Annotated in this window: 23 protein-coding genes and 1 pseudogene; 13 read left to right on the top strand and 11 right to left on the bottom strand. The window is 71.7% G+C overall.

Annotation, left to right across the window (positions count from 1 at the left end; translation table 11 throughout):
* Positions 1–101: 101 nt before the first annotated feature.
* On the bottom strand, positions 102–1766 hold the full coding sequence (locus AB0M62_RS28475; protein ID WP_366077157.1) for an acyl-CoA dehydrogenase family protein: 1665 nt from the start codon (positions 1764–1766) through the stop codon (positions 102–104).
* A gap of 17 nt (positions 1767–1783) precedes the next feature.
* Here AB0M62_RS28475 and AB0M62_RS28470 point away from each other — a divergent pair, with 17 nt between their 5' ends.
* Together AB0M62_RS28470 and AB0M62_RS28465 are read left to right on the top strand one after the other, a co-directional pair.
* On the top strand, positions 1784–2920 hold the full coding sequence (locus tag AB0M62_RS28470) for a YihY/virulence factor BrkB family protein (RefSeq protein ID WP_366077156.1): 1137 nt from the start codon (positions 1784–1786) through the stop codon (positions 2918–2920).
* Positions 2921–2930: 10 nt separating this feature from the next.
* The gene (locus AB0M62_RS28465) at positions 2931–3665 is read left to right on the top strand and encodes a helix-turn-helix domain-containing protein (RefSeq protein WP_366077155.1); all 735 of its coding nucleotides are present in this window, start codon (positions 2931–2933) and stop codon (positions 3663–3665) included.
* Here the strand turns inward: AB0M62_RS28465 and AB0M62_RS28460 are convergent.
* Both AB0M62_RS28460 and AB0M62_RS28455 read right to left on the bottom strand, forming a co-directional pair.
* Entirely contained in the window at positions 3605–3997 is a 393-nt protein-coding gene (locus AB0M62_RS28460; RefSeq protein ID WP_366077154.1) for a VOC family protein, read from the bottom strand. The genes AB0M62_RS28465 and AB0M62_RS28460 overlap by 61 nt on opposite strands.
* 10 nt (positions 3998–4007) lie before the next feature.
* Entirely contained in the window at positions 4008–4772 is a 765-nt protein-coding gene (locus AB0M62_RS28455; protein WP_366077153.1) for a 4'-phosphopantetheinyl transferase superfamily protein, read from the bottom strand.
* 366 nt (positions 4773–5138) lie between these two features.
* Between AB0M62_RS28455 and rsgA the strand changes: the two genes are divergently transcribed.
* The 3 genes from rsgA (at position 5139) to AB0M62_RS28440 (ending at position 8292) form a co-directional block, all read left to right on the top strand.
* Positions 5139–6236 (top strand): ribosome small subunit-dependent GTPase A, encoded by a 1098-nt coding sequence (rsgA, locus tag AB0M62_RS28450; RefSeq protein WP_366077174.1) that lies wholly within the window; start codon positions 5139–5141, stop codon positions 6234–6236.
* Between the two features lie 125 nt (positions 6237–6361).
* Positions 6362–7795 (top strand): AlkA N-terminal domain-containing protein, encoded by a 1434-nt coding sequence (locus AB0M62_RS28445; protein ID WP_366077173.1) that lies wholly within the window; start codon positions 6362–6364, stop codon positions 7793–7795.
* The gene (locus tag AB0M62_RS28440) at positions 7792–8292 is read left to right on the top strand and encodes a methylated-DNA--[protein]-cysteine S-methyltransferase (RefSeq protein ID WP_366077152.1); all 501 of its coding nucleotides are present in this window, start codon (positions 7792–7794) and stop codon (positions 8290–8292) included. The genes AB0M62_RS28445 and AB0M62_RS28440 overlap by 4 nt, the downstream gene beginning before the upstream one ends.
* A gap of 61 nt (positions 8293–8353) precedes the next feature.
* Here AB0M62_RS28440 and AB0M62_RS28435 read toward each other — a convergent pair whose 3' ends face one another.
* From AB0M62_RS28435 to AB0M62_RS28425, 3 genes are all read right to left on the bottom strand, one after another.
* Positions 8354–8725, bottom strand: a complete 372-nt coding sequence (locus AB0M62_RS28435) for a PPOX class F420-dependent oxidoreductase (protein WP_366077151.1) — start codon at positions 8723–8725, stop codon at positions 8354–8356.
* Positions 8726–8986: 261 nt separating this feature from the next.
* Positions 8987–9469 carry a DUF456 domain-containing protein gene (locus tag AB0M62_RS28430; RefSeq protein ID WP_366077150.1) on the bottom strand — a complete coding sequence of 161 codons (483 nt, stop codon included), beginning with the start codon at positions 9467–9469 and terminating at the stop codon, positions 8987–8989.
* Positions 9470–9492: 23 nt separating this feature from the next.
* Positions 9493–10482, bottom strand: a complete 990-nt coding sequence (locus tag AB0M62_RS28425) for a helix-turn-helix domain-containing protein (RefSeq protein WP_366077149.1) — start codon at positions 10480–10482, stop codon at positions 9493–9495.
* Positions 10483–10814: 332 nt separating this feature from the next.
* Between AB0M62_RS28425 and AB0M62_RS28420 the strand changes: the two genes are divergently transcribed.
* Together AB0M62_RS28420 and AB0M62_RS28415 are read left to right on the top strand one after the other, a co-directional pair.
* On the top strand, positions 10815–12458 hold the full coding sequence (locus AB0M62_RS28420; protein ID WP_366077148.1) for a protein phosphatase 2C domain-containing protein: 1644 nt from the start codon (positions 10815–10817) through the stop codon (positions 12456–12458).
* Between the two features lie 76 nt (positions 12459–12534).
* The gene (locus tag AB0M62_RS28415) at positions 12535–14277 is read left to right on the top strand and encodes a pyruvate dehydrogenase (RefSeq protein ID WP_366077147.1); all 1743 of its coding nucleotides are present in this window, start codon (positions 12535–12537) and stop codon (positions 14275–14277) included.
* 187 nt (positions 14278–14464) lie between these two features.
* On the opposite strand, the gene AB0M62_RS28410 is transcribed toward AB0M62_RS28415, so the two are convergent.
* Positions 14465–15526, bottom strand: coding sequence for a DUF2637 domain-containing protein (locus AB0M62_RS28410; protein ID WP_366077146.1), 1062 nt, complete (start codon positions 15524–15526; stop codon positions 14465–14467).
* A gap of 203 nt (positions 15527–15729) precedes the next feature.
* Positions 15730–16599, bottom strand: a complete 870-nt coding sequence (locus AB0M62_RS28405) for a (2Fe-2S)-binding protein (RefSeq protein ID WP_366077145.1) — start codon at positions 16597–16599, stop codon at positions 15730–15732.
* A 196-nt stretch (positions 16600–16795) separates the two neighbouring features.
* Here AB0M62_RS28405 and AB0M62_RS28400 point away from each other — a divergent pair, with 196 nt between their 5' ends.
* Together AB0M62_RS28400 and AB0M62_RS28395 are read left to right on the top strand one after the other, a co-directional pair.
* A complete protein-coding gene (locus tag AB0M62_RS28400) occupies positions 16796–17488 on the top strand; it encodes a GntR family transcriptional regulator (protein ID WP_366077172.1) in 693 nt (230 codons plus the stop codon).
* Between the two features lie 143 nt (positions 17489–17631).
* Positions 17632–17769: a galactose oxidase-like domain-containing protein gene (locus tag AB0M62_RS28395; RefSeq protein ID WP_366077144.1), complete on the top strand. Its 138-nt coding sequence runs from the start codon at positions 17632–17634 to the stop codon at positions 17767–17769.
* 47 nt (positions 17770–17816) lie between these two features.
* On the opposite strand, the pseudogene AB0M62_RS28390 reads toward AB0M62_RS28395, so the two are convergent.
* Positions 17817–18233 (bottom strand): annotated as a pseudogene (locus AB0M62_RS28390) (Scr1 family TA system antitoxin-like transcriptional regulator); the annotation flags it as partial.
* Between the two features lie 149 nt (positions 18234–18382).
* Between AB0M62_RS28390 and AB0M62_RS28385 the strand changes: the two are divergent.
* Positions 18383–18778 (top strand): ATP-binding protein, encoded by a 396-nt coding sequence (locus AB0M62_RS28385; RefSeq protein WP_366077143.1) that lies wholly within the window; start codon positions 18383–18385, stop codon positions 18776–18778.
* An 11-nt stretch (positions 18779–18789) separates the two neighbouring features.
* Here AB0M62_RS28385 and AB0M62_RS28380 read toward each other — a convergent pair whose 3' ends face one another.
* Together AB0M62_RS28380 and AB0M62_RS28375 are read right to left on the bottom strand one after the other, a co-directional pair.
* Positions 18790–19599 (bottom strand): hypothetical protein, encoded by an 810-nt coding sequence (locus tag AB0M62_RS28380; RefSeq protein ID WP_366077142.1) that lies wholly within the window; start codon positions 19597–19599, stop codon positions 18790–18792.
* A 122-nt stretch (positions 19600–19721) separates the two neighbouring features.
* On the bottom strand, positions 19722–21389 hold the full coding sequence (locus AB0M62_RS28375) for a PucR family transcriptional regulator ligand-binding domain-containing protein (protein WP_366077141.1): 1668 nt from the start codon (positions 21387–21389) through the stop codon (positions 19722–19724).
* A 255-nt stretch (positions 21390–21644) separates the two neighbouring features.
* On the opposite strand from AB0M62_RS28375, the gene AB0M62_RS28370 reads away from it, so the two are divergent.
* Genes AB0M62_RS28370 through AB0M62_RS28360 form a run of 3 tightly spaced genes read left to right on the top strand, consistent with a single transcriptional unit; the run spans position 21645 to position 25551 of the window.
* Positions 21645–22535: a xanthine dehydrogenase family protein subunit M gene (locus AB0M62_RS28370; RefSeq protein WP_366077140.1), complete on the top strand. Its 891-nt coding sequence runs from the start codon at positions 21645–21647 to the stop codon at positions 22533–22535.
* Positions 22536–22537: 2 nt separating this feature from the next.
* Complete coding sequence (locus tag AB0M62_RS28365; protein WP_366077139.1) at positions 22538–23131, top strand: (2Fe-2S)-binding protein; 594 nt, start codon at positions 22538–22540, stop codon at positions 23129–23131.
* Positions 23132–23133: 2 nt separating this feature from the next.
* Positions 23134–25551, top strand: a complete 2418-nt coding sequence (locus AB0M62_RS28360; RefSeq protein ID WP_366077138.1) for a molybdopterin cofactor-binding domain-containing protein — start codon at positions 23134–23136, stop codon at positions 25549–25551.
* The last annotated feature ends 118 nt before the right edge of the window (positions 25552–25669 follow it).

Here is a 25669-nt window from a genome sequence, read left to right as displayed (position 1 = left end):
TACGGCTCCTCATACGGGGCGGTGAGGCGGGGGTGGTGCCGTGTCGGCGCAGCACCACCCCGGTCACCGCCGCCCTGTCGCAGCCCCTACTCCGCAGCGCGTCAGATCTCCACCCGGGCCCGGTCGACGACCGAGGCCAGGTCCAGCGTGTGTGGCAGAGTCCCGAACGCCGTCCCCCAGTCCCCGCCCAGCCGCGAGCCGCAGAACGCGTCCGCGACCTCGGACGGTGCCCAGCGCACCAGCATCGAGCCCTGGAGCACCAGCGCCATCCGTTCGACCAGCCGCCTGGCCCTGGCCTCGATGCCCTCCAGATCGGCGAGTTCGGTCAGCAGGTCCTTGATCGCGGCGTCCAGCCGGTGGTCGGCGCCACGGGCCTGCCCGACCTCCTGCAGGAAGGCGTTCAGCGCCTGCGGCTCGCTCCCCCTACGCCCTGCGGCGTGGGGGGACCCCCAGAGGGCACGCAGCACGTCCAGCGCCTGTACGTTCCCCGAGCCCTCCCAGATCGAGTTCAGCGGGGACTCGCGCAGCAACCTGGGCATCCCGGACTCCTCGACGTAGCCGTTGCCGCCGAGGCACTCCAGCGCCTCCGCCGCGACCGGCGTACACCGTTTGGTCACCCAGTACTTGGCCGCGGGCACGGCCAGCCGCAGAAAGGCCCGGTCCTGCTCGCTGTCACTGTCGTAGGCGGCCGCGAGCCGCAGCGCGAGCGTCGTCGCCGCCTCCGACTCCAGCGCCAGATCGGCCAGCACGTTGCGCATCAGCGGCTTCTCGATCAGCTTCCCGCCGAACGCGCTCCGGTACGCCGCGTGGTGCACCGCCTGGGCCACTGAGTGCCGCATCAGGGCGGCCGAGCCGATCACACAGTCCAGCCGGGTCGCCGCCACCATCTCGATGATGGTGCGCACCCCGCGGCCCTCCTCGCCGACCCGGCGGGCCCACGTGCCGTCGAACTCCACCTCGCTCGACGCGTTCGACCGGTTGCCGAGCTTGTCCTTCAGGCGCTGGATGGCGAACACGTTGCGGGTCCCGTCGGGCAGCACCCGCGGTACCAGGAAGCAGGTCAGGCCACCGGCGGCCTGCGCCAGCACCAGGAAGCCGTCACACATCGGGGCGGAACAGAACCACTTGTGACCGGTGAGCAGGTACTCGCCGTCGGCGCTCAGCGGCTCGGCGCGCGTCGTGTTGGCCCGGACGTCGCTGCCGCCCTGCTTCTCCGTCATGCCCATCCCGAAGAGCACCCCTGGCTTCCCGGCCGCCGGGCGCAGCTCCTCGTCGTACACGTGAGAGGTCAGCCTCGGCTCCCACTCCGCCGCCAGCCCGGGATCGGCACGCAGAGCGGGTACCGCGGCGTGTGTCATCGACAGCGGGCATCCGTGGCCCGCCTCGGCCTGCGTCCACACCAAGAACCCCGCCGCGCGGCGCAGGTGTCCGGACGGCCGTCCCCAGGCGTCGGTGAGGCCCGAGGACACGGCGTGCCCGAGCAGCCGGTGCCAGGACGGATGGAACTCGACCTCGTCGATCCGGTTGCCGTACCGGTCGTGGGTACGCAGCCGAGGCGGATTCTCGTTGGCCAGTACGCCCCATTCCTGAACCTGCGCGGAGCCCGCCGACCGGCCGAGCTCACCGAGCTCCGCGCGTACGGTGTCCAGCAGTTCAGCTGGAAGATGTCGTTCCACGGCCTCGCCGAGGGCCCGGTCCGCGCCGTAGACGTCGTATCCCACCAGGGGCGGAGCCTGGTTGGTGACGGTGTGGGTCGTGGCTGCCATGCCGATACGGTAAGGAGGTGCAGCCAGCAAATGAAACACCCGAGCGGCCGACGGGCCGGCTCCACCGGGCCCGAGCCCTCTATCGCAACGTCTCCAAGCGCCGAATGGCCTGGCTGCTGCTGAAGGACACCGTCGACTCCTGCATCGAGTACCGGATTCTCGGCCTGGCGGCCGAGGCGGCGTTCTTCACCCTGCTCTCGCTGCCGCCGCTCTTCCTCGGTCTGATCGGACTGCTCGGATACGTCGACGGCTGGACCAACACCTCCACCGTCGCCAGCATCGAGCAGAACATCCTCAACGCCGTCGGCACGGTCCTCTCCGACCGCGGCGTCAACGAGATCGCCAAGCCCCTGCTGGACGACGTCACCCAGCGCGGCCGCCCCGATCTGATCTCCCTCGGCTTCGCTTTCGCGCTCTGGTCCGGCTCCCGGGCGGTGAACGTCTTCATCGACACCATCACGGTGATGTACGGGCTGGACGGCCACCGCGGCATCGTCAAGACCCGGCTGCTCGCCTTCCTGCTGTACATCGTCGCGCTGGTGATCGGCGCGGTGGTGCTGCCGCTGATGGTCGTCGGCCCGGACGCCGTGGTGAACCTCGTCCCCTGGGGCACCGAGCTGGTCAGCGTCCTGTACTGGCCCACCGTGACCCTGCTGTCCATCGCGTTCCTCACCACGCTGTACCACGTGTCGGTACCGGTGCGGTCGCCGTGGATCGAGGATGTGCCGGGCGCCCTGGTCGCTCTCGCCATGTGGGTGCTGGGCAGCTTCCTGCTGCGCATCTACCTGACCAACACGGTGGAGGGCCCGACGATCTACGGTTCGCTCGCCGCACCCGTCGCGGTGCTCCTGTGGATCGGCATCTCGGCCTTCGCCGTCCTGGTCGGCGCCGCCGTCAACGCCGCGATCGACCGGGTCTGGCCCTCGGTCGCCACCGCCGCCGCCCGCGCCGCGAACGAGCGTTTCCGGGCCGCCCAGGCCGCCGAACTGCTGGCCCGCGCGGAGGCGGCCCGCCTCGCGGCCGGGGAGGACGACGAGGACGGCGCCGACGCGGACATGCCGTCCGAGTTCCCGGAGCGCTGGTCGAAGTTCCTGCCGCCGGACGACGTCTCCTCCCGCCTCCGCAAGGAGCGCAACGCGCCCCACCGCGACTAGCCTCGGTCGCGTGTACGAGGAGTGGTCTTCGCGCGTCCCCGGGGCCGTCGTGTGGACGCGCACCGCGCAGGGCGCGGGCGTCCTGTACCCCGTGCTGCCCGACGGCTGCATGGACCTGCTGTGGACCTCGGGGCGGCTGCTCGTCGCCGGGCCGGACACCCGCGCCCACCAGGCGGGCGAAGTCCCCGGCACCAGCTGGGCAGGCGTCCGTTTCCCGCCCGGGACCGGCCCCGCCCTTCTGGGCGTACCGGCGTACGAGCTGCGCGACCGGCGTGTGGCCCTGGCCGACCTGTGGCCCGGCGCCGAGACGCGCCGGCTCACCGAGCTGCTCGACGAAGCCGAGGAGCCCGCCGCGGCACTGGAGGCCGTGGCCCTGCGGCGGGCGGCCGACGCGGACCCGCCCGATCCTGCGCTGCGCGCCGTCGTCGACGCACTGGACGCCGGACACAGTGTCGCCGTCACCGCACGCAGCGTGGGCCTCGGGGCGCGCCAGCTGCACCGCCGTTCGCTGGCCGCCTTCGGCTACGGGCCCAAGACGCTGGCCCGCGTCCTGCGCCTGCAGCGCGCGCTGGCGCTGGCGCGGACCGGGATGCCGTACAGCGAGGTGGCGCTTGCCGCGGGCTGCGCCGATCAGCCGCACCTCGCCCGGGAGCTGCGCGAGCTGGCGGGCACCACGCTGGGCGACTACGTGGCGGCGGCGAACAGAGAGACCCCGCAGCCGTCCGGGTCGAGCACCACCGCGTAGCGCTGCCCCCAGAAGGCGTCCCAGGGCTTCAGATGGCCCTCGTAACCGGCCTCGACGAGGGAGTCGAACGTGGCGTCGACCTCGGCCGGACTCTCGCAGGCGAAGGCGAGCCCGATCCGGTCGCCGCCCTCCGGCCTGCTCCAGCCGGGGTCGAACGAGCGGATGACCTCCTCGGTGTCCCAGGCGATCCGCAGCCCGCCGGGCAGCGTCGCCTCGACATGGGGGCCGGTATCGGCGCCGGCCGGAACCGCGAGGCCGAGCCGTCGGTAGAAGGCGAGGGAGGCGGCCATGTCGGAGACGACCAGGCCGACCACATCGAGTCGTGGAGTCATACCGGCAAACCTATGCGGGCCGCGGGCCGCCGGTCTTGTACGAATCGGTCGTGCGGCGGCCGCCCGTCAGCACGGCGGCGGCGGCCGCGTGGCCGTCTCCCACCGCCACATCGCTGATCAGCCAGTTGCCCGGGCCGGCGGCCGGGGCCCGGCCCGTACCGACGTAGTCCGCGGACGACGACCGGGCCAGCCCCGTACCCAGACCCTTGAGATAGGCCTCCTTGCGGGCCCAGGTCCGGGCGAACGCAGCCGGCCTCCTCTCCGCGCGCAGCGCGGCCAGCTCGTCGGCCTCCCGGGGGTGCAGCAGAAGCCCTGCCTCGTCGGCGTCCACGGCGGCCGGGACGGTCTCCGCGTCGACGCCGACAGGCGTGGCCGCGAAGGCCAGCAGGCCCAGACCGTGGGTGTGTGTGATTGAGAAGTGCAGCGGCGTGCCCCGGACCGCGGGGCGCCCGTGCGGCCCGCCGCACAGCGGACAGTCCTCGCGGATGAACGGCACCTCGGCCGGATTCATCCCGAGACCGCTTCCGAGCAGCAGGCGCAGGCCCACGTGGACCGCCACGTAGATGTCCCGGTCGGAGTCCCTCCGAAAGGCCGCCGCCCGCCGCAGCTCGGAGTCGTCCAGTACGGACGGGGCGTTGGCTGCCAGGGCTGAACCGTTTCCCGGCACCCGCACGGCCCACAGGCGCGGCGCGCCGCCGGGCGCCGGAAGGGCCGGCGGCCCGGCGTGGCCGAGGGGTGACAACTCCTCCGGATGCAGCGCTGTTTCGGTGGTCACCCCGGCAGAATATGCGGCCGCTCCCATGCGGTTCGCGCCGGCGAGGATACGGCGGCGGCTCTCCCTAAAACGCTGGTGCCGCGCCCTGGCGCGGGGTTATGGTTCTGCTCGTTCCGGGCCGCGGCCATCTGCCGTGCCCCGGGTGTGCCGGTTCGCTGAGGAAACAGGAGGTGAGGACATTGATGACTGTCGCCGCGGTGGGCGCTGCCCGCACTCAGAAGATCGTCGTCCCCACTTCCGTGGCCACCGGCTGACACTCCACAACTCCTCGCACCACGCGAGCAGCCAGGGCCACCCTTCGAAGGGTCTCCCTTGTCTTCCTCGTCTTCCTCGTTCAACACTTCGTTCGACGCTCCGCCCAACGCCATGTGGCACGCCGCTGCCGCACGCCCGCTGACCGCCTACGGCTGGGACGACAGCCTCGAGGCGGACTTCGCGCCCTACGCGGCACAGGGCCTCCTGCCCGGTCGAGTAGTCCGTGTCGACCGCGGCCAGGCCGATGTCGTCACCACCGCGGGAACCGTCCGTGCCGACACCGCGTTCGTCACGCCCCACGACCCCATGCGCGTCATCTGCACCGGCGACTGGGCCGCCGTCGACTCCGGCGGCGACCCCCAGTTCGTCCGGGCGCTGCTGCCGAGGCGTACCGCTTTCGTACGCTCCACGTCCTCGAGCCGGTCCGAGGGGCAGATCCTCGCGGCCAACGTGGACCACGCGATCATCGCCGTCTCGCTCGCCGTCGAGCTCGACCTCGGCCGGATCGAGCGATTCCTTGCCCTGGCCTGGGAGAGCGGAGCGCAGCCGCTTGTGGTGCTCACCAAGGCCGACCTGGTTCCGGACGCGACCGGGCTCTCGTACCTCGTCGAGGACGTGGAGACCACCGCTCCCGGCGTGCAGGTGCTGCCCGTCAGTTCCGCGACGGGCGAGGGCATCGACGTACTCTCCGCCGTCGTCGCGGGTGGCACGAGCGTGCTGCTCGGAGTGTCCGGCGCCGGCAAGTCCACCCTTGCCAACGCACTGCTCGGCGACGACGTGATGGAGGTGCAGGCCATCCGTGACGTCGACGGCAAGGGCCGTCACACCACTACGACCCGCAACCTGCTGGTACTGCCCGCCGGGGGAGTCCTGATCGACACCCCCGGGCTGCGCGGGGTGGGGCTGTGGGACGCCGAGACGGGGGTCGGCCAGGTGTTCTCCGAGATCCAGGAGCTCGCCGAGGGCTGCCGCTTCCACGACTGCGCGCACGAGGCGGAGCCGGGCTGCGCGGTGCTCGGCGCGATCGAGGAGGGCGCGCTGCCGGAACGGCGGCTGGAGAGCTACCGGAAGCTGATGCGCGAGAACCAGCGCATCGTCGCCAAGACCGACGCAAGGCTGCGCGGCGAGATCCGGCGTGACTGGAAGCTGAAGCACGCGGAGGGCCGGGCCAACATGGAGGCCAAGCGCGGCAGGCTCCGCAAGCCGTAACCGTACGGCGCGGTGCGGCGGAGTGAGCCGGCGCGCGGTCGGGGGGCCGGAGTGTTCCGGCCCCCAGCGCCATGTCCGAATCCCGCGAGCCGGACGTGGTCCCGTGCCGCACACTGGATCGCGTGATGGACGAAGAGACCAGGTACGAGGCGGTGAGCAGCCGCGACGCGCGCTTCGACGGAGAGTTCTTCTTCGCCGTCGCGACGACCGGTATCTACTGCCGCCCGAGCTGCCCCGCCGTCACTCCGAAGCGGCGGAATGTCCGCTTCTACCCGACTGCGGCCGCTGCGCAGGGGCACGGCTTCCGCGCCTGCCGGCGGTGCCGGCCGGACGCCGTGCCCGGCTCCGCCGAATGGAACGTCCGCGCCGACATGGTCGGCCGCGCGATGCGCATGATCGGCGACGGGGTGGTGGACCGCGAGGGCGTCCCCGGCCTCGCGGAACGCCTCGGCTACAGCGCCCGGCAGGTGCAGCGCCAGCTCACCGCGGAGCTCGGCGCGGGGCCCGTCGCGCTGGCCCGCGCCCAGCGCGCGCACACCGCGCGCGTGCTGCTCCAGACCACCGGGCTCCCGGTCACGGAGATCGCATTCGCGGCGGGCTTCGCCAGCGTCCGCCAGTTCAACGACACGATCCGCCAGATCTACGCCCGCACACCGAGCGAGCTCCGGGCCGAGTCCGCCCGCCCGGCCGCAGCTGCCCGCCCAGCCGCGGGCATCCCGCTGCGGCTCGCGTACCGCGGACCCTACGCCGCGCGGGAGATGTTCGATGTCCTCGCGCGTGAGTCGGTCCCGCGTGTGGAGGACGTGTGCGGCGCCCGAGGCCGCCGCACCTACCGGCGTACGCTGCGGCTGCCGTACGGCACGGGAATCGTCGCCGTCGACGAGGCGCTGCCGGCCGCCGCCCTCCGCGAAGGCTCATCCGGCGAGCCCGATCCGTCCTCCGGGCCTCGCGGTGGGGTGCGCAGCGGTTGGCTGGAAGCGCGGCTCTTTCTCGGCGATCTGCGCGACCTCACCACCGCCGTCCAGCGGTTGCGCCGGTTGTTCGATCTCGATGCCGATCCGTATGCCGTGGACGAGCGCCTCGGCGCCGATCCGCGCCTCGCCCCGCTCGTCGCCGCGCGCCCGGGGCTCCGCTTGCCCGGCGCCGCCGATCCCGACGAAGCGGCGGTCCGGGAACTGGTCGGCCAGGAGGCCGCGGCGCTGCTCGTCGAGGAGTACGGCAAAGCCCTGGACGCGCCCTGTGACCGGCTCACCCACCTCTTCCCCGAGCCCGGCGCCCTCGCCGGGCACCCGGATCCCGTGCTGCGGGCGCTTGCCACCGCCCTCGCCGACGGGACCGTAAGACTGGGTCCCGGTGCGGACCGTGACGAAGCCGAACAGGCACTGAGCGCCCTGCCCGGCCTCACCGCGGGCACGGTCGCCCGCATCCGGATGCGCGCCCTGGGTGACCCCGACGTGGCACCGCCCGGCCGGCCGGACGACGCCGCCTGGCGGCCGTGGCGCTCCTACGCCCTCCAACACCACCGGGCAGAACGAGACCTGGAGTCGAAGTACCGATGACCGCACCGACGCTCTACACCACCCTCGACAGCCCGATCGGTGAACTGCTGCTGACCGGTGACGAATCGGGCCTCGCGTCCCTCTCCGTCCCGGGGCAGAAGGGCGGACGCTCGGTCCAGCCCGGCTGGGTCCGGTCACCCGGTGTCTTCCGGGCCGCGGAAGAACAGCTCGCCGCCTATTTCGCCGGTGAGCTCAGGGAGTTCCGGCTGGAGTTCAGGACGGAGGGCACGACGTTCCGGGAGCGGGTCTGGGACGCGCTCGATTCCCTCCCGTACGGGGCGACCACCACCTACGGAGAGCTCGCCGCCCGGATCGGCGCCTCGCGCGCCGCCGTACGGGCGGTGGGCGGCGCGGTCGGGGCCAATCCGTTGCTCGTCGTCCGCCCGTGCCACCGGGTGATCGGCGCAGGCGGATCGCTGACCGGGTACGCGGGCGGCCTCGAGCGCAAGCAGCGACTGCTCACCCTCGAAGGGGCGATGCCGGCGCTCACCGCCTGAGCTGTGTCCGGGCCTGCTGTCCGGACCGCCACTCAGGGCCTGCCGGTTCGGCCGAGGCGGCTCAGGAATCGTCCAGCCCCCAGCTGTGGATCTTCTTCGGGTGGATGCGGATGACCTCCTCACTGAAGTGCGGCCCCAGACCGTGCGATCCGGTGAGGAGCTCGGCCTCCCCGCGGATGTCTACCCCGCGCACGGTCCACGGCTTCAGGCTGACGATGTCGTCCACGACCAGGGCGACCTTCGGGTTCTCCTTCAGGTTCCGCCACTTCTTCGTCCTGCCCAGCGCGAATCCGCCGACCAGAATCGTCCCGTCCTCCTGCGGGAAGAAGCCGACCGGGTTCGCCTGCGGCTGGCCCTTCGGGTCCACTGTCGCGAGTCGCCCGAGGCGCTGGGACCTGAGATACGCGCACTCGGCCTCACTGAATTCGGTCATGGGCTCAGCCTCACACGCGTGACTCCGCCCGCGCACCGGACCTGAGGCCCAAGCGGGTCCTACGTCGGCAGACCGGCAGACCGGCAGACCGGCAGACCGGCAGACCGGCAGACCCCAGGGCGGCAGGCGTCGACGAGAACGGTGCCCGGCTGTCGTCCCCCGCGCAGGGGACGGTCCGCTCCGGGGACGGGTGGTCCGTGCGGAAGCTGCCGCGGCTCGTACGTGTCCTCCGCGACTCCTACCTGTGTCCTCGCGGGCCGGTCAGCCCGTGGCCACGGCGCCGATCCAGGCGCCGAAAATCATCATGCAGGCGAAGAGCTCCACCAGGACACTCGTCCCGATCGCCCGCATCGCCGTCCGGGTGGACGCCACCGCCTCACCGTGCCCGCCCAGCCGCAGCCGCTCGGAGGTGTAGATCCCGCCGATGAACCCCGGTACCGCGCCGATCACCGGAAGCAGCACGAAGCCGACCACGGCCCCCACCCCCGCGAACACCGCCATCCGACGGCTGACGCCCGCCCCGCGCAGCCGGCGCGGCGGCAAGAGCCACTTCACCGCCTGCGTGACCAGCAGCAGCGCGCTGGCGCCCACCAGCAGCCACCAGGCCGTGCCGGTCTTCACATGCAGCGACCACCACAGGAGGGCGGCCCACACCAGCCACGTGCCGGGTACTCCCGGAACCAGCACCCCGAGAAGGCCGAGCAGCATCACCAGCCCGACCAGTAGGAGCTGTGACACGCCCATCTGCCCAGCGTGCAGGACTGGACTCAGAACCGCAGGTCGCGGGCCACCCAGCCCCTCTCGTACGCGTGCCAGCCCAGCTGCAGCCGCGTCGTCACCCCGGTCAGCTCCATCAGGCCCTTCACCCGCCGCTGTACGGTCCGCAGCCCGAGCTCCAGCTGCTTGGCGACACTCGCGTCGGTCATCCCGGCCAGCAGCAGCGAGAGGATCTCCAGATCCGTGCCGTCCGGACCCGTGTCCTCTTCCCTGACCTGGCCGCCGGCCCCGAGCCGCAGGGGCAGCGCCTGCCGCCACACCGCCTCGAAGAGGCCCACCAACGACTCGAGCAGACCGCTGGCATGGACCACCAGTGCCGCGGGCTCGGCGGTGCGCGTGGTGAGCGGCACCATCGCCATGGTCCGGTCCGCGATCATCAGCTTCGTCGGTACCCGCTCGATCGTCCGAACCTGCTCGTCACGGCTCAGGGCGGCCGCAAGCTCGACGATCCCGGTCGGCAGCCCCAGCACCTCCCGCTCGACCACCACCCGGTACGCCACCCCGCGCGTCGCGGCCAGCTCCTCCGCCTCGTTGTCCATGCCGCTGACCGCGACGGGCTTTCCCGTCACCAGGGCGCAGACCTCCTCCGTCGCCCCGAGCTGCAACTGCACGAACCGGTGGGCCACCGCGCTCGCGCCCGTCACCACCTCCACCAGGTCGTGCACGGCCGGCTCGGCGGCCTCGGCCCGGTACTCCTCGGCCAGCAGCGCGGCCGCCAACTCCGCCTGTTCCAGCTCGTGGCGCTGCTGAGTGAGCAGCGCACTGAGCGCGACCCCCGGCGGGGCGGCCACCCACCGGCCGGGACGGGCGGACGACTGGGCGGCCAGCCCCTGGCGCTCAAGACGGCGCAACGCCCGCTCCGTGTCCGCCTCCGGCAGGGTCAGCCGGTGCGCGAGATCGGGCACGTCCGCGGCTCCGAGCGCGACGAGCGCGCGATACGCGGACTCCTGCGCCTCATCCAGACCTATGGCACCCAGCACCCGAATCCACCCCTCACCGGACACTTCCCTTCCGGCCGTGGCGGAAATTGGCCACGGCACAAACCCGCCGCCGCACATCATCCCCGCACTCCCCGTCTTTCTGCCAATGTGTCGCCACCGCAGCTTCAGGGCGGCAGCAGGTCACGCTGAAGTCGGAACAGGCGGATGCAACCGTAACTCCGGCCCCCCAGACCGTGGTTCGCGCATACGACGTGCGCGGCGGCCACGAAAGGTCCGCCGGGCGTCCTTCCCGTGGGGGGTGGGGTCGCCCGGCGGACTTCTTTTTCGTGTTGCCCCGTTTTCGTATGGCCCGCACGGTGGACAATAGGGGCATGAGCCAGCAGGGGGAGAGGCCCACCACCGGCGAGGACGACTGGTGGAACCGGCTGTACGACGAATCCGCCCCGGACACGGCCCCGGCCGTGACGGGCGACGGCGACACCGACACACTGGAAGACCGCTTCAACTCCGCCGCGGGGACGGTGACTTCACCGGCCCCGGCGTCGGCACCGGTTCCGGCCCGCCCGCCCCGGCCGCGCGCCCCGTGGGAGCCGCCCGAACCACCCGGGCCGGGCGCCGTGTCCGCACCACGGGACCGCACAACGGGCGACGCTCTCCCGGCTCCGGAGGAGGCCGTGTGGGACCGGCCCGGTCCTCAACGGCGCGTACCTGAACCGCGGTTGGCGCCGTCGGAGGAATCGGCACACCGCGACGACGCGGTGGCCCCGGTGCCGCCGGTGCCAAGGCCTGTGGACCGCCCGGTTCCACCGCTTGCGGCCGACCGGACGGTTCCGCCCAAACCACCGGCCCCGCCCGTACCTCCGGCCCCCGCCGCCGCATCAGAGTATCCCGCCTCGCCGCCCGCACCGCCCGCACCGCCCGCCGGTCAGCCTCCGCGACCCGCCGCTCAGCCTCCGCGGCCCGCCGGTGGCCCCCGGCATGCCGCACCCGCGCCCACCCCGCCACCCGCGCCCGACATCCCGGGCACCGGGCCCGAAGCGGCCCCGCGGCCCGTCGTCGCACACGTGGGGAGCCGGCCCCCGACCTATGACGCCGAGCCCACCGCACTGCCCGCCGCCGACCCCGCCCTGCTGGACGACCTCGTCGCCGACACCGTCCTCGACGGCGCCCGGTACGGCACGTACACCCTGCGTGCCGTCTCTGTGCGCGGGGACTCCGCCCGCTACCGCGGCGAGCCGCGCCGCGACTCACTGCTCACCGCTCGCTTCGGCAGTGGTGAAGCCGCCCTCGTGCTTGTCGCTCTGGCCGGCGGCGCGCGAGCCACCGAAGGCGCGCACCGGGCCGCCGCCGACGTCTGCCGCTGGATCGGCGGGTCGGTCGGCCGCAGCCACGCCCGGTTGTCCGAGGACATACGGGCAGGCCGGCGCGGCGACCTGAAGTCGGGCCTCCACCGGCTCACCGACCGGACGTACGGCAAGCTGCGAGCCCGCGCGGCCGAACTGGGCACGGAGCCCGACGAGTACACGGCGACCCTGCGCTGCCTGCTGCTGCCCGCCGATCCTGAGTGCCGGACGAGGGTCTTCTTCGGGATCGGCGCGGGAGGTCTGTTCCGCCTCAGAGACGGGGCCTGGCAGGACATCGAGCCAAAGGTCGCGGAGGCCGCGGGCGAGCCCGTCGTCGGCTACGGGTCGGTTCCGAGCGAGAGTGCCGAGGGGGACCGGCTCACCATGGACCTCGGCATCACGACTGCCCCCTCGCCGTACGTCGAGAGCCAGCCGCCCAGGACGGAACCGTTCCGCTTCCGGGCTTCCGTAGCCCGCCCGGGTGACACGCTCCTGCTCTGCACCAACGGCCTCGCCGAGCCGCTGCGCGGCGAGCCCGAGCTGGCGAAGCTGCTCGCCGAACGCTGGGCGCCGCACGACGCGCCCGGTCTCGCCGCGTTCCTCGCGGACACCCAGGTCCGGGTGAAGGGGTACGCGGACGACCGTACGGCTGCCGCAGTCTGGGAGGCGTAACCGGGCCCGGCATGGGTTGATGGAATCCCGGAGCCACAAGAGCGAGCCGGACCAGACCGGAAAAGGTGCGCGCCCCATGGCCAAACAGAACGTGGCGGAGCAGTTCGTCGACATCCTCGCGCGCGCGGGCGTGCGGCGTCTGTACGGAGTCGTCGGCGACAGCCTGAACCCCGTCGTCGACGCAGTCCGCCGCAACGCCGCCATCGACTGGGTCCATGTCAGGCATGAGGAGACGGCCGCCTTCGCGGCCGGCGCCGAGGCCCAGATCACCGGCAAGCTCGCCGCGTGCGCGGGCTCCAGCGGCCCCGGCAACCTGCACCTCATCAACGGTCTCTACGACGCGCACCGCTCGATGGCCCCGGTCCTCGCCCTCGCCTCGCACATCCCGTCGAGCGAGATCGGCCTCGGCTACTTCCAGGAGACCCACCCCGACCAGCTGTTCGGCGAGTGCAGCCACTACAGCGAGATGCTCTCCAACCCGCAGCAGATGCCGCGCCTCCTCCAGACGGCGATCCAGCACGCGATCGGCCGAAGCGGCGTCAGCGTCGTCGCGCTCCCGGGTGACATCGCCTCCCACGCCGCCCCCGACAAGTCGATCGAGCACGCCCTGGTCACCAGCCGCCCCTCCGTACGCCCGGGGGACGCGGAGATCGACAAGCTGGCGCGCATGATCGACGAGGCCGAGCGGGTGACCCTCTTCTGCGGCAGCGGCACGGCCGGCGCCCACGCCGAGGTCATGGAGTTCGCGGAGCGGATCAAGTCACCGGTGGGGCATGCGCTGCGCGGCAAGGAGTGGATCCAGTACGACAACCCGTTCGACGTCGGCATGAGCGGACTGCTGGGCTACGGAGCCGCCTACGAGGCCACCCACGAGTGCGATCTGCTGATCCTGCTGGGCACCGACTTCCCGTACAACGCCTTCCTTCCCGACGACGTCAAGATCGCCCAGGTGGACGTACGCCCGGAGCACCTCGGCCGCCGCTCCAAGCTCGACCTCGCGATCTGGGGCGACGCGCGTGAGACGCTGCGCTGTCTGACCCCGAGGGTGAAGGCCAAGACCGACCGCCGGTTCCTGGACCGGATGCTCAAGAAGCATGCCGACGCCCTGGAGGGCGTGATCAAGGCGTACACCCGCAAGGTGGACAAGCACATCCCCATCCATCCGGAGTACGTTGCCTCCGTACTGGACGAACTCGCTGACGATGACGCGGTGTTCACCGTGGACACCGGGATGTGCAACGTCTGGGCGGCTCGCTACCTCTCCCCGAACGGCAAACGGCGCATCATCGGCTCGTTCAGTCACGGCTCGATGGCGAACGCCCTGCCGCAGGCCATCGGTGCTCAGTTCATCGACCGCGGCCGTCAGGTGATCTCGATGTCGGGTGACGGCGGATTCACCATGCTGATGGGTGACTTCCTCACCCTGCTGCAGTACGACCTGCCGGTGAAGATCGTCCTGTTCAACAACTCCTCGCTGAGCATGGTCGAGCTGGAGATGCTGGTCGCCGGGCTCCCCTCGTACGGAACGGCGAACCGCAACCCGGACTTCGCGGCGATCGCCGGCGCGGCCGGCGCGTTCGGCGTCCGGGTGGAGAAGCCGAAGCAGCTCGCGAGCGCGCTGAAGGACGCGTTCGCGCACAAGGGGCCGGCCCTGGTGGACGTGGTCACCGACCCGAACGCGCTGTCCATCCCCCCGAAGATCCGCGCGGACATGGTGACCGGCTTCGCGCTCTCCGCCAGCAAGATCGTGCTGGACGGCGGAGTGGGGAAGATGGTGCAGATGGCCCGCTCCAACCTGCGGAATGTGCCACGTCCCTGATGCGCTCCGCCTCGGGTGTGCCCCCGCCTGTTGTGCCCCCGTCCTGACTCTCGCTGACTTGTCGATGAATCGATATGCGTGCCAGCAGGCGCTGGCGGACGCATGGGGAGTGCGGACGCACGGGATCGGCTAAGTGGTGTGGTTCGAACTGGACGGGGGGCCCGTGTGAGGAGACCCCCCGACCGGCTCAGCCGAACTGCTGCTCGAGGTCCTTGAGTTTCCGCTCCAGGGAGTCGAGCCGCGGGAGGGTCTGCGTGTCGTCCTCGGCGGTGAGGTCGACGGTCCTGGCATCAGAACCGTGAGGGGAAGTCGGTCCGGTCACGGCCTGGAGGGAGGGCCTGGGGCGTAGCGGCAGTTGTCCTGGCTCTGCTATGGCAGGTTCCGCGCCGACCGGCGCGGAACTCGTGCCGGCGGCGATGCCCGGGACCTCCACCTGACGGCCCCCGCGGCTGCGTCCGAACGCCCGGTGCTGGCGGTTGAGCGCCCTGATGTGCGCCCGCTCCCGCTTTTCCTGGTCTCTGCGGCGGAGCCGGTTCCGCTCCTTCTCCCGCCGGTCCTCGCGGACCTCGTCGACCGCCTCGTCCAGCGTGCGTACGCCCTCCAGCAGCATCAGGGACCACGCCCCGAACGTCTCGCGGGGCGCCCGCAGCCACCGTACGATCCGGATCTGCGGCAGCGGACGAGGCACCAGCCCCTGCTCGCGCAGCGCCGCCCGGCGAGTCTGCTTGAGCGCGCGGTCGAAGAGCACCGCGGCCGAGAGCGACATGCCGGCGAAGAACTGCGGGGCGCCCGCGTGCTCCAGACCCCTGGGTGCGTGCACCCAGTTGAACCAGGCCGCCGCACCCGCGAACGTCCAGACCAGCAGGCGGGAGCCGAGCGCCGCGTCGCCGTGGCTCGCCTCGCGCACGGCGAGGACCGAACAGAACATCGCCGCGCCGTCGAGTCCGAAGGGGACCAGATACTCCCAGCCGCCGGTGAGGTTGAGGTTCTGCCGGCCGAAGCCGACCAGACCGTGGAAGGAGAGTGCGGCGGCGACGGCGGCACAGCAGAAGAGCAGGAGGTACGAGGCGGTTCCGTAGACCGCTTCCTTACGCCTGCGGCGTTCCTCGCTGCGTTCCCAGGTGTCGTCGGCCGCGGCCTTTTCTCCGGCGCGCTTCCCGCGCGCGAGCACCGCCACCGCCGCCATGACGCCCAGGAGCAGAAGGGCGCCCGGAAGCAGCCAGTCCAGCGATATGTCGGTCAGTCTCATCCGGTGTCCCTTGCGTCGCGTCCATCGCGTCAGGCTGTTTGGGCCGCCATAGTTGCGGATTCCGGATGGCCCTGATGAGGGTTTCGGGGCAAGAGGACGCCAACGGAGTGCCAACACCTCCGGATAGGGCGATCTCAGTCGAACTCCCGCTCTATGTCGGGTAGCTGAGTTCGATTTACGTCACTGCATCGAGTGGCGTGACGCTAGGCGGAGGCGGACAGCCGGGCGATGCGGTCGGCGTCGCAGGTACGCGGACAGGTGACGCAGGTGTCCTCGGGCCGCAGCGTGTAGAAGAGGCAGCAACTGGCCCGGTCGCGGGTGGGCAGCACCTCGCCGTTGGGGCCGGTAAGCGTACGGAAGCCGGTGGAGCCGACGTACGGCGCCGTGGTGCCGGGCAGCAGCAGCTCCAGCTCGGCCATCGCGCGCTGCTCCTCGCCGAGCAGGTGGGCGATGTACCAGAGGCCTTCGACGATCTCGTCCGTCGCCATGCCCCACAGCGCCCGCCTGCCCCGCCGCATCCGCGGACCGAAGCCCTCGAGGACCGGTCCGAGGTGCTCGGCGACGGCCTTCCGCACCGCCGCGCGCAGGGCCTCCTCGTCCGGGACGATCCTGGCACCCGGAAGCAGGGCGGCCGGGTCTCCGGGCAGGCAGGCGAAGCCCTCCACCTTGGCGGACATGCGGCCCAGCGTGCGGTGGAAGCTCACGTTCCCGACGGGGACGCGGGGGACCCGCCGGTGCAGGAACCACGGCACGGTGATGAGCAGGCAGGCGGGCCAGGCGTACCGGTGGAAGCCGAAACTGGCGATCACGTCGGGGCGGGCCTGCTGCCCGTAGTCCTTCAGGACCTGCGCGTTGTCCCAGGCGAGGAAGGCGTCGAGCGCGGGGCCGCCGGCCGCGAGCTCGTCCGCACCGACCCAGCCCGCTCCGCGGGGTGCCGCCGCGCCCTCGGCCGGTTCCCTTATCTGCAGGCCGGGGAACACCTCGGCAAGGCGCGCGTACGAGTCTCCGACCGGGGACACCCCGGTCGGAACAGCGGCGCGCGCGGCGCTGGGGAGCAAAGCCGGAACGGTCATGCGGGACCACCGAATCGCGATCGTTGGCAGGTTAGCCTTACCTTACCCGACGCCTTCGATGTTTGAACTGTGACCCTGTCCGCCTATCGTGCACTCAGGCCCCGCCCCATGCGATCCGGGCGGCCTGACCGGACGTCGTAGGAGGACCCGAGTGGAGCAGGCCCGAGCGCGTGACGTCGCGTCGTCGTCGGCGCCCGTGTACCGGGTGCCGGAACAGGCCCGTGTGGCCCGCGGGGAGCACACCCACAGCGAGCCGCCCGTGCCACGGGTGTTCCGCCACTCGGTGCGCGGCCAGATCCTCGACGCGCTGCGGACCGCTCTGGTCGACGGCGAACTCGTGCCGGGCGAGCTCTACTCCGCCCCCGCTCTCGGTGAGCGCTTCGGCGTATCCGCCACGCCGGTCCGCGAGGCGATGCAACAACTGGCTCTGGAAGGGGCCGTGGAGGTCGTCCCGAACCGCGGCTTCCGGGTCGTCCGTCGCAGTGCCCGGGAACTCGCCGAGCTGGCGGAGATCCGCGCCCTGATCGAGGTGCCGGTGATGCTCGGCCTGGCCCGTACGGTCCCGGCCGAGCGCTGGGCGGAACTGCGCCCACTGGCCGATGCCACGGGGCTGGCGGCGGCCCGCGGCGACCGCGCGGCGTACGCGGAGTCGGACCGCGCGTTCCACCGCGCGGTCCTGGCCCTCGCCGGCAACCAGCAACTCCTGCTGGTGGCCGCCGACTTGCACCGCCGCGCGCAGTGGCCCCTGTCGAACGCCCCGGTGGCCCGCCACGCGGACCTGGTGGCGGACGCTGCGGAACACTCGGCGCTGCTGGAGGCCCTGATCGCCCAGAACCTCACGGTGGTGCAGTCGCTGGTACGGGAACACTTCACGGGGGCGGAGGGCTGAACGGGGCCGTCGCCCGAGCCGGGGCGACATGTTCTGGTGCCCAAGGCGCGGGTGGGTCTGGTCGGCCGGGTGGCGCGCCCGTTCGCCATGCCGCTTGAGTTCGGCGTCGGTTCGGACAGTGCAGGTCAGCTACCCAGCGCACCTTGGGCCACCGCAAGGGCAACACCCTCAGACTGCAGGCTCCGCCCTCCGCCAAGGACGCCCCTCCCGGCCACTACATGCTGTTCCTGCTCGACGAGGACGGCGTCCCCAGCACGGCGAGGTTCGTGTATCTCAGGTAGGGACCGTGCCGCGTGAACGCCGTAAGGGCCGCCCCTACGGCGTTCGCCGTCGCCTCCCTCACGGCACGGGCGTACGCCTCCGTCTGCAACAAGCCCGGCACGACGCGGCATTCGTATGTGCACAAGCTCAACGCCTGTTCCTCCAGGCCCGCCCACTGGCGGAACCATGCGGCGAGGCCCGGTCGCCGCGTCAGATGCCGCGCCCCCGCCTTCAACGCTCCAAAGCCGTCCAAGCAGTCCTCCGCCCGGTCGACGAAGTCCTGCGGGGGCAGCCGACGGCCTTGTTCGATCGAGGCGACCGTCTGGGGTGAGTACCGCACCAGTGGGGCCATGTCCTCCTGGGTCAGGCCGGCCCGTTCGCGGAACGCCTTCAGCATCGCCCCGTACGACTTGAGGCTGTCCGACGCCTCCGGCTCGTTGCCGACCGACATGTCCGTCCCCCTCCATGGAGCCAACTCGCCCATGGTCACGCTCGGTTACACGTACTGTCCACCCCGAGTGCCCGTACGCTGCCTCAGCGTACGGGCTGCCGCGCTGGTGAACGCGGATGTCGAGCCGTCAGCCTGGGCGTATGCCAAGCGCCTGTGCAGTCCCACACCCCGTCACCGTACGTATGTTCAGCCAGCGGTTCAGCGCGACGCGCCTCGGTGCGCGCCTGGCACGGCACCTTGCCGTCCACCGGCTCGACGTATGGGGCATTCCGTACGGCACCGGGATCTCGGACTCCGCCGCCTCGATCGTCGCCGAGCTCGCCGCGAACGCCGTGACCCACGGCCGGGTTCCGGGGCGGGACTTCGAGGTGCGGCTCACCCTCCGGCCGGACGTCCTGCGCATCGAGGTCTCCGACGCCCGGAGGGAGCGGCGTCCGATGGCCATGGACCGCGCGCCCGACGCCGAAGCCGGGCGAGGCCTGGGCCTGGTCGAGGCCCTCGCCACACGCTGGAGTTTCCACGACCGCACGCCGGTCGGGAAGACCGTACGGGCCGAGATCGACCTTGCCCAGGGATGAGCGTCAGGTGGTCAGACCGCCGCCGGTGGAGCCATCCGGTCCGTCGGGGGCGTCGTGTGGCCCGCCAGCTGGCCCGCCAGCCAGGTGGGGACGCCTCCCAGCAGGCGGAAAAGCCGGGCGGCCTCGGCCCGCAGGCGGGCCGCCTCCGGTTCCGGTTCGGCCTCCGCCAGGGCCGCCAGCGCAGGGGCCGTGCCGATCAGGAAGCCCAGCTCCTCGCGAATGCGCAGCGATTCGGCGAAGCCGTGGCGGGCCTCCGCCAGTTCGCCGTCGCGCAGCGCGAGCCCCGCCAGGTGTCGCCACGTGTGGGAGAGCAGCAGCACGTCGCCGTGCGCCGTGGCGCCCGCGTGGGCGCGCCGGTAGGCCGCGCGGGCCGACTGCGGGGATTCGGCGAGGTGTTCCGCGACGAGTCCGCGGCGGAAGTCCAGCAGCGGCCGGGCACGGGCACCGGGGGCCAGCAGCGCCGCGGCGCGGCCGAGCGCTGCCCGCGCCTCGTCGGCGCGGTCACGGATGCCCAGCACGGTGGACGCGTACGCGAGCTGCCCGCGTTCGCACGCCGCCGCGCCCCGCTCGTCGTCGTCCCGCGCCACCGCCTCGGCGGTACGCAGGGCGTCCTCCGCCTCCGGCCACCCCTGTTCGGTGAACAGACAGCGCTCGACCAGGAGCGAGGCACGCTGGAGGGCGGGCGCCGCACGCCCCGCGTCCGGCTCGAGCAGGGCCGCCGCATCGGTCCAACAGCCGCGCGAGCGCAGCCGCCATACCGCGATCTGGACTGGATCGTCCCCCCAGACAGTTCCTGACCCGGACATGGCGGTGTCCGCCACATTGCCCTCCCCTGAGCGCGCCATTGAGCTGTGGCCCGAATCTCAGCACGGATTGCGGTGATCAGCCAAGGGGGTGGGTGAACGAATTCACAATCCATCAGCTCCCGCGGGCGGGCTCCGATTCAGCTCATGCGCAGGGCGAGGAAGAAGTCCAGCTTGTCCTCCAGGCGCGAAAGATCACGCGCCGTCAGCTGCTCGATTCTGCCCACCCGGTACCGCAGGGTGTTGACGTGCAGATGCAGCCGGGTCGCGCAGCGCGTCCACGAACCGTCGCAGTCCAGGAACGCTTCGAGCGTCGGGATGAGTTCCGCGCGGTGCCGGCGGTCGTAGTCGCGCAGGGGGTCGAGCAGCCGGGCCGTGAACGCCCGTCGCACGTCGTCGGGCACGAACGGCAGCAGCAGGACGTGCGAGGCCAGCTCGTGGTGCCCGGCCGCGCACACCCGGCCGGGGCGTGCCGCCGCGACCCGGCGGGCGTGCCTGGCCTCCTCCAGGGCGCCGCGCAGGCCCTCGGCCGAGTGCACGGCGGCGCTGACGCCCAGCGTCAGCCGGCCGTCGTCACCGAGCCCGCCCGAGAGCGGCGCGCGCACCGCCTCCAGCAGGGCGTCGGCATGCAGGGCGGGGGCGGGGCCGACTTCGTCGGTGGAGAGGGCGGGCAGGGGTACGAGCGCGATGGCCTCGTCACCAGCGTGGGCTACCGCGATCCGGTCGGACGGCTCGGGTCCCGAGACCGCCGGGTCGACCAGGATCTCCTCCAGCAGCGACTGGGCGACGGGACCGCCGGCGATGTCGGCGCCTTCCCAGTCGACGCGGGCCACGACGACCTGCCAGTGCGGTGCCGCGCCCAGGCCGGGAAGCAGCACCGGCGCCGCGACCCGCAGGCGGGCGGCGATCTCGGCGGGCGCGGCGCCCGTCTGGACCAGCTCCAGGACCTCCTGGGCAAGCCGGCGCCGTACCGTACGGGCCGCGTCGCGGCGGTCCCGCTCGACTGCGATCAGCTGCGTGACGCCCTGCAGCAGATCGAGGCGCTCGGCGGGCCAGTCGCCCGCGTCCGCCTCGACGGCCAGCAGCCAGTCGGAGAGCACGCTCTCGCGCACGTCACGGGAGGCGGGGCTCGCGCCGCGGCCGTTGCCCCGGATCGGGAACAGCGAGTACGTGCTGCCGAGGAGGGAGAACCGGTGCGGGCCCCGGCGGCCGGTGCGGACCGCGGCGAGGTGTTCCCCGGCGAGGGACGCGCACACGCCGGTGGGGAGCGGCTCGCCGGCGCCCGCGATCTGCCGGCCGGTGGGGGAGAGTACCCAGGCGCGCAGATCCAGGTCGGTGGTGAGCAGATCGAGCACCACGTCCGGACCGCCGCCCGCGGGACCGGAGGTCATCAGCCTCCGGTGCCGGTCCACGACGGCCGCGAGGTCCCCTGCCCGCTCCCCGGACACCTGGCGCACCACGTGCTCGGTAATTGTCGCGAAAGCGACGTCCTCGTTGACGGCGAAAAGCGGCAGCCGGTTTCGGACGCAGGCAGCTACGAGGTCGTCCGGAATGGCTCCGAGTTCGGCCTCACCGGCCGCGAGTCCCGCGACGCCGGCGCCGGCGAGGATTCGTACGAATGGCTCGGAATCGGCGGCATCACGCCGCCAGGCAAGTCCGGTCAGGACGAGCTCGCCCCCCGACAGATACCGGCTGGGATCCCGCAGGTCGGTGGTCATCACCCCACGCACCGTGCGGTCGAGTTCGTCCTCGCCGCCCAGCAGCCGCAGGCCCAGCGCATTGGTTTCCAGCAGTGCGCGCAGCCGCATGGTCTCGCCGCCGATCTGTCTCGATGTTGCCGTTGAAAATCGGTGAGGTTACTGAGCCTCGCCTTTCATACGAATCTACAAGACGAAGGAGGCGACCAGCCAACTCCTTCATGGTTTCGGTGACTGCACCGGTGGGGCCGTGGCTTGTGTACTTGGGCCAACCGCGTTAACAGCACGTGAACGACCAGTCGAGAGCCCGTGGGCCCTCCTGGCTTGAAGTGAACGACCCGACTTTACGAATGAAGAGAGCCGCACATGGACTTCCTTCGCCCCGCCAGCTGGGAGGAGGCGCTCGCCGCTAAGGCCGAGCACCCCACAGCTGTGCCGATCGCGGGTGGCACCGATGTGATGGTCGAGATCAACTTCGACCACCGCCGTCCGGAGTACCTTCTGGACCTGAACCGCATCGGTTTGCTGCGGGAGTGGGAGGTCGGCGAGGAGAACGTACGGCTCGGCGCCTCCGTCCCGTACACCCAGATCATGGAACACCTGCGGGCCGAGCTTCCCGGCCTGGCGCTCGCCTCGCACACGGTGGCCTCGCCCCAGATCCGTAACCGCGGCGGCGTCGGAGGCAACCTCGGAACCGCGTCCCCGGCCGGCGACGCTCACCCCGCGCTGCTCGCGGCGGGCGCCGAGGTCGAGGTGGAGTCGGTGCGCGGCACCCGCTTCATTCCGATCGACGAGTTCTACACCGGCGTCAAGCGCAATGCGCTGGAGCCCGACGAACTCATCAAGACCGTGCACATCAAGAAGGCTGACGGCCCGCAGCAGTACTCCAAGGTCGGCACCCGCAACGCGATGGTCATCGCGGTGTGCGCCTTCGGCCTGGCCCTGCACCCGGAGACCCGCACGGTGAAGACCGGCATCGGTTCCGCGGCCCCCACCCCCGTGCGGGCCCGCGCCGCCGAGGACTTCCTGAACGCCGCGCTCGAAGAGGGCGGCTTCTGGGAGAGCGGCAAGATCATCGCCCCTTCGGTCGCCAAGCAGTTCGCGGAGCTCGCCTCCGGCGCCTGCAACCCGATCGACGACGTCCGTGGCACCGCGAAGTACCGCCGGCACGCCGTCGGCATCATGGCTCGCCGCACACTCGGCTGGACCTGGGAGCAGTACCGCGGCACCGGCAACACGCTTGAAGGAGCTGCATAAAAATGCGTGTGAATTTCACGGTCAACGGCCGGCAGCAGGAGGCCGACGACGTCTGGGAGGGCGAGTCCCTTCTCTACGTGCTGCGTGAGCGCATGGGTCTGCCCGGCTCGAAGAACGCCTGTGAGCAGGGCGAGTGCGGGTCTTGTACGGTCCGCCTCGACGGCGTGCCGGTCTGCTCCTGCCTCGTGGCCGCCGGCCAGGTGGAGGGCCGCGAGGTCATCACCGTCGAGGGCCTGGCGGACTACGCGCAGCAGCGTGCCGAGCACGGCGGCTGCGGCACCGGCGCCTGCGGCACCAGCCTGGACCAGGCCAAGCGGTGGGAGGCCAATCCCCACAAGGACACGGACAGCCAGACCGGTGAGGGCGGCGAACTCTCCGCGATCCAGCAGGCGTTCATCGACGCCGGCGCCGTGCAGTGCGGTTTCTGCACCCCCGGCCTGCTGGTTGCCGCCGACGAGATGCTGGAGCGCAACCCCTCCCCGTCCGACCAGGACATCCGTGAGGCGCTCTCCGGCAACCTGTGCCGCTGCACCGGTTACGAGAAGATCCTCGACGCGGTCCGCCTCGCGGCCGGCCGCCAGGAAGAGGCGGTCTGACGATGCCACGGAACACCCGAGTCGCCACCGCTCCGGCCGGCACTCCCGCCAACATCACCCAGGGTTCGAAGACCAAGGGCGGCATCGGAGAGTCGACGCTCCGCCCCGACGGCACCCTCAAGGTGACGGGCGAGTTCGCGTACTCCTCGGACATGTGGCACGAGGACATGTTGTGGGGCCACACTCTCCGCAGCACCGTCGCGCATGCCGAGATCAGATCGATCGACGTCTCGGAAGCCCTCGCGATGTCCGGGGTCTACGCCGTACTGACCTACGACGACCTTCCCACCGAGGTGAAGAACTACGGCCTGGAGATCCAGGACACTCCGGTTCTCGCCCACGGAAAGGTCCGGCACCACGGTGAGCCGGTGGCTCTCGTCGCCGCCGACCACCCGGAGACCGCGCGCCGCGCGGCAGCGAAGATCAAGATCGACTACGCCGAGCTCCCCGTCATCACCGACGAGGCCTCAGCGACCGCCCCGGACGCGCTGCTGATCCACGAGGGCCGCGACGACCACCACATCGGTCACGTCCCGCACCCGAACATCGTGCACCGCCAGCCGATCATCCGCGGCAACGCCGACGAGGCCGCCAAGCGCGCCGACGTGATCGTCAAGGGCGAGTACACGTTCGGAATGCAGGACCAGGCCTTCCTCGGCCCCGAGTCCGGCCTCGCAGTGCCCTCCGAGGACGGCGGCGTCGAGCTGTACGTCGCCACCCAGTGGCTGCACTCGGACCTCCGCCAGATCGCCCCGGTCCTCGGCCTGCCCGAGGAGAAGGTCCGGATGACGCTCTCCGGCGTCGGCGGTGCCTTCGGCGGCCGCGAGGACCTGTCGATGCAGATCCACGCCTGCCTCCTGGCGCTGCGCACCGGCAAGCCGGTCAAGATCGTCTACAACCGGTTCGAGTCCTTCTTCGGCCATGTTCACCGTCACCCGGCGAAGCTCTACTACGAGCACGGCGCCACCAAGGACGGCAAGCTCACGCACATGAAGTGCAGGATCGTCCTGGATGGCGGCGCCTACGCCTCGGCCTCCCCGGCCGTCGTCGGCAACGCCTCCTCCCTCTCCGTCGGACCGTACGTCGTCGACGACGTCGACATCGAGGCGATCGCGCTCTACACGAACAACCCGCCCTGCGGCGCCATGCGCGGCTTCGGCGCGGTCCAGGCGTGCTTCGCGTACGAGGCGCAGATGGACAAGCTCGCGGCAAAGCTGGGCATCGACCCGGTCGAGTTCCGCCGGCTGAACGCCATGGAGCAGGGCACGATCATGCCGACCGGCCAGCCGGTCGACTCTCCGGCCCCGGTCGCCGAGCTGCTGCGCCGTATCAAGGCCAGGCCCCTGCCGCCCGAGCAGCAGTGGCTGTCCGGCGACGCCTCCGGCTCCTCGGTCGACGTACGTGCCCTGCCCGGAGGCCTCTCCAACACCACGCACGGCGAGGGCGTCGTACGAGGCGTCGGCTACGCGGTCGGCATCAAGAACGTCGGCTTCTCCGAGGGCTTCGACGACTACTCCACCGCCCGGGTGCGGATGGAGGTCGTCGGCGGCGAGCCGGTCGTGACCGTGCACACCGCGATGGCGGAGGTCGGCCAGGGCGGAGTCACCGTGCACGCCCAGATCGCCCGCACGGAACTGGGCGTCCATCAGGTGACCATCCAGCCGGCCGACACTCAGGTCGGCTCGGCCGGATCCACCTCGGCCTCCCGCCAGACGTACGTCACGGGCGGCGCGGTGAAGCACACCTGCGAGAACGTCCGCGAGAGGGTTCTGGAGATCGGCCGGGCGAAGTTCGGCTCGTACCACCCCGCCTGGGCCACCGCAGAGCTGCTGCTCGAAGGCGGCAAGGTCGTCACCGACGGCGGCGAAGTCCTCGCCGACCTGGTCGACGTCCTGGAGGGCGAGGCGGTGGACCTCGAGCTGGAGTGGCGTCACCGTCCGACCGAGGCGTTCGACCTGCACACCGGCCAGGGCAACGGCCACGTCCAGTACTCCTTCGCCGCGCACCGCGCGGTGGTCGAGGTGGACACCGAGCTCGGTCTGGTCAAGGTCATCGAGCTGTCCTGTGCGCAGGACGTCGGCAAGGCGCTCAACCCGCTGTCCGTGGTCGGCCAGATCCAGGGTGGGACCACCCAGGGCCTGGGCGTCGCGGTCATGGAGGAGATCATCGTCGACCCGAAGACCGCGAAGGTGCGCAACCCCTCCTTCACGGACTACCTCATCCCCACCATCCTCGACACGCCGACCATCCCCGTCGACGTGCTCGAGCTGGCCGACGACCACGCGCCGTACGGCCTGCGCGGCATCGGCGAGGCCCCGACCCTGTCGTCCACTCCGGCCGTCCTCGCGGCGATCCGGAACGCGACCGGGCTGGAGCTGAACAGGACGCCGGTGCGCCCCGAGCACCTCACCGGCACCTGACCCAAGCTCTCCGGGCGGGGTGCCCAGGGAACGTCACACTTCCACGGCACCCCGCCCGGAGCCTGAAGCACCGCTCCGCTCGCGGTCCTCAGCAAGCACCACCAGGCTCAACCAGTTC

Source organism: Streptomyces sp. NPDC051219 (assembly GCF_040682335.1).
Classification (GTDB): domain Bacteria; phylum Actinomycetota; class Actinomycetes; order Streptomycetales; family Streptomycetaceae; genus Streptomyces.
The sequence above is the reverse complement of the archived record's forward strand: the minus strand, read 5'-3'. Positions and strand labels throughout refer to the sequence as shown.

Coding starts and splice junctions, on each gene's coding strand:
- AB0M62_RS28475 (WP_366077157.1), bottom strand. CDS start 1,766: ATGGCAGCCACGACCCACACCGTCACCAACCAGGCTCCGCCCCTGGTG.
- AB0M62_RS28460 (WP_366077154.1), bottom strand. CDS start 3,997: ATGACTCCACGACTCGATGTGGTCGGCCTGGTCGTCTCCGACATGGCC.
- rsgA (WP_366077174.1), top strand. CDS start 5,139: ATGTGGCACGCCGCTGCCGCACGCCCGCTGACCGCCTACGGCTGGGAC.
- AB0M62_RS28445 (WP_366077173.1), top strand. CDS start 6,362: ATGGACGAAGAGACCAGGTACGAGGCGGTGAGCAGCCGCGACGCGCGC.
- AB0M62_RS28440 (WP_366077152.1), top strand. CDS start 7,792: ATGACCGCACCGACGCTCTACACCACCCTCGACAGCCCGATCGGTGAA.
- AB0M62_RS28435 (WP_366077151.1), bottom strand. CDS start 8,725: ATGACCGAATTCAGTGAGGCCGAGTGCGCGTATCTCAGGTCCCAGCGC.
- AB0M62_RS28430 (WP_366077150.1), bottom strand. CDS start 9,469: ATGGGCGTGTCACAGCTCCTACTGGTCGGGCTGGTGATGCTGCTCGGC.
- AB0M62_RS28420 (WP_366077148.1), top strand. CDS start 10,815: ATGAGCCAGCAGGGGGAGAGGCCCACCACCGGCGAGGACGACTGGTGG.
- AB0M62_RS28415 (WP_366077147.1), top strand. CDS start 12,535: ATGGCCAAACAGAACGTGGCGGAGCAGTTCGTCGACATCCTCGCGCGC.
- AB0M62_RS28410 (WP_366077146.1), bottom strand. CDS start 15,526: ATGAGACTGACCGACATATCGCTGGACTGGCTGCTTCCGGGCGCCCTT.
- AB0M62_RS28405 (WP_366077145.1), bottom strand. CDS start 16,599: ATGACCGTTCCGGCTTTGCTCCCCAGCGCCGCGCGCGCCGCTGTTCCG.
- AB0M62_RS28385 (WP_366077143.1), top strand. CDS start 18,383: ATGTTCAGCCAGCGGTTCAGCGCGACGCGCCTCGGTGCGCGCCTGGCA.
- AB0M62_RS28375 (WP_366077141.1), bottom strand. CDS start 21,389: ATGCGGCTGCGCGCACTGCTGGAAACCAATGCGCTGGGCCTGCGGCTG.
- AB0M62_RS28370 (WP_366077140.1), top strand. CDS start 21,645: ATGGACTTCCTTCGCCCCGCCAGCTGGGAGGAGGCGCTCGCCGCTAAG.
- AB0M62_RS28365 (WP_366077139.1), top strand. CDS start 22,538: ATGCGTGTGAATTTCACGGTCAACGGCCGGCAGCAGGAGGCCGACGAC.
- AB0M62_RS28360 (WP_366077138.1), top strand. CDS start 23,134: ATGCCACGGAACACCCGAGTCGCCACCGCTCCGGCCGGCACTCCCGCC.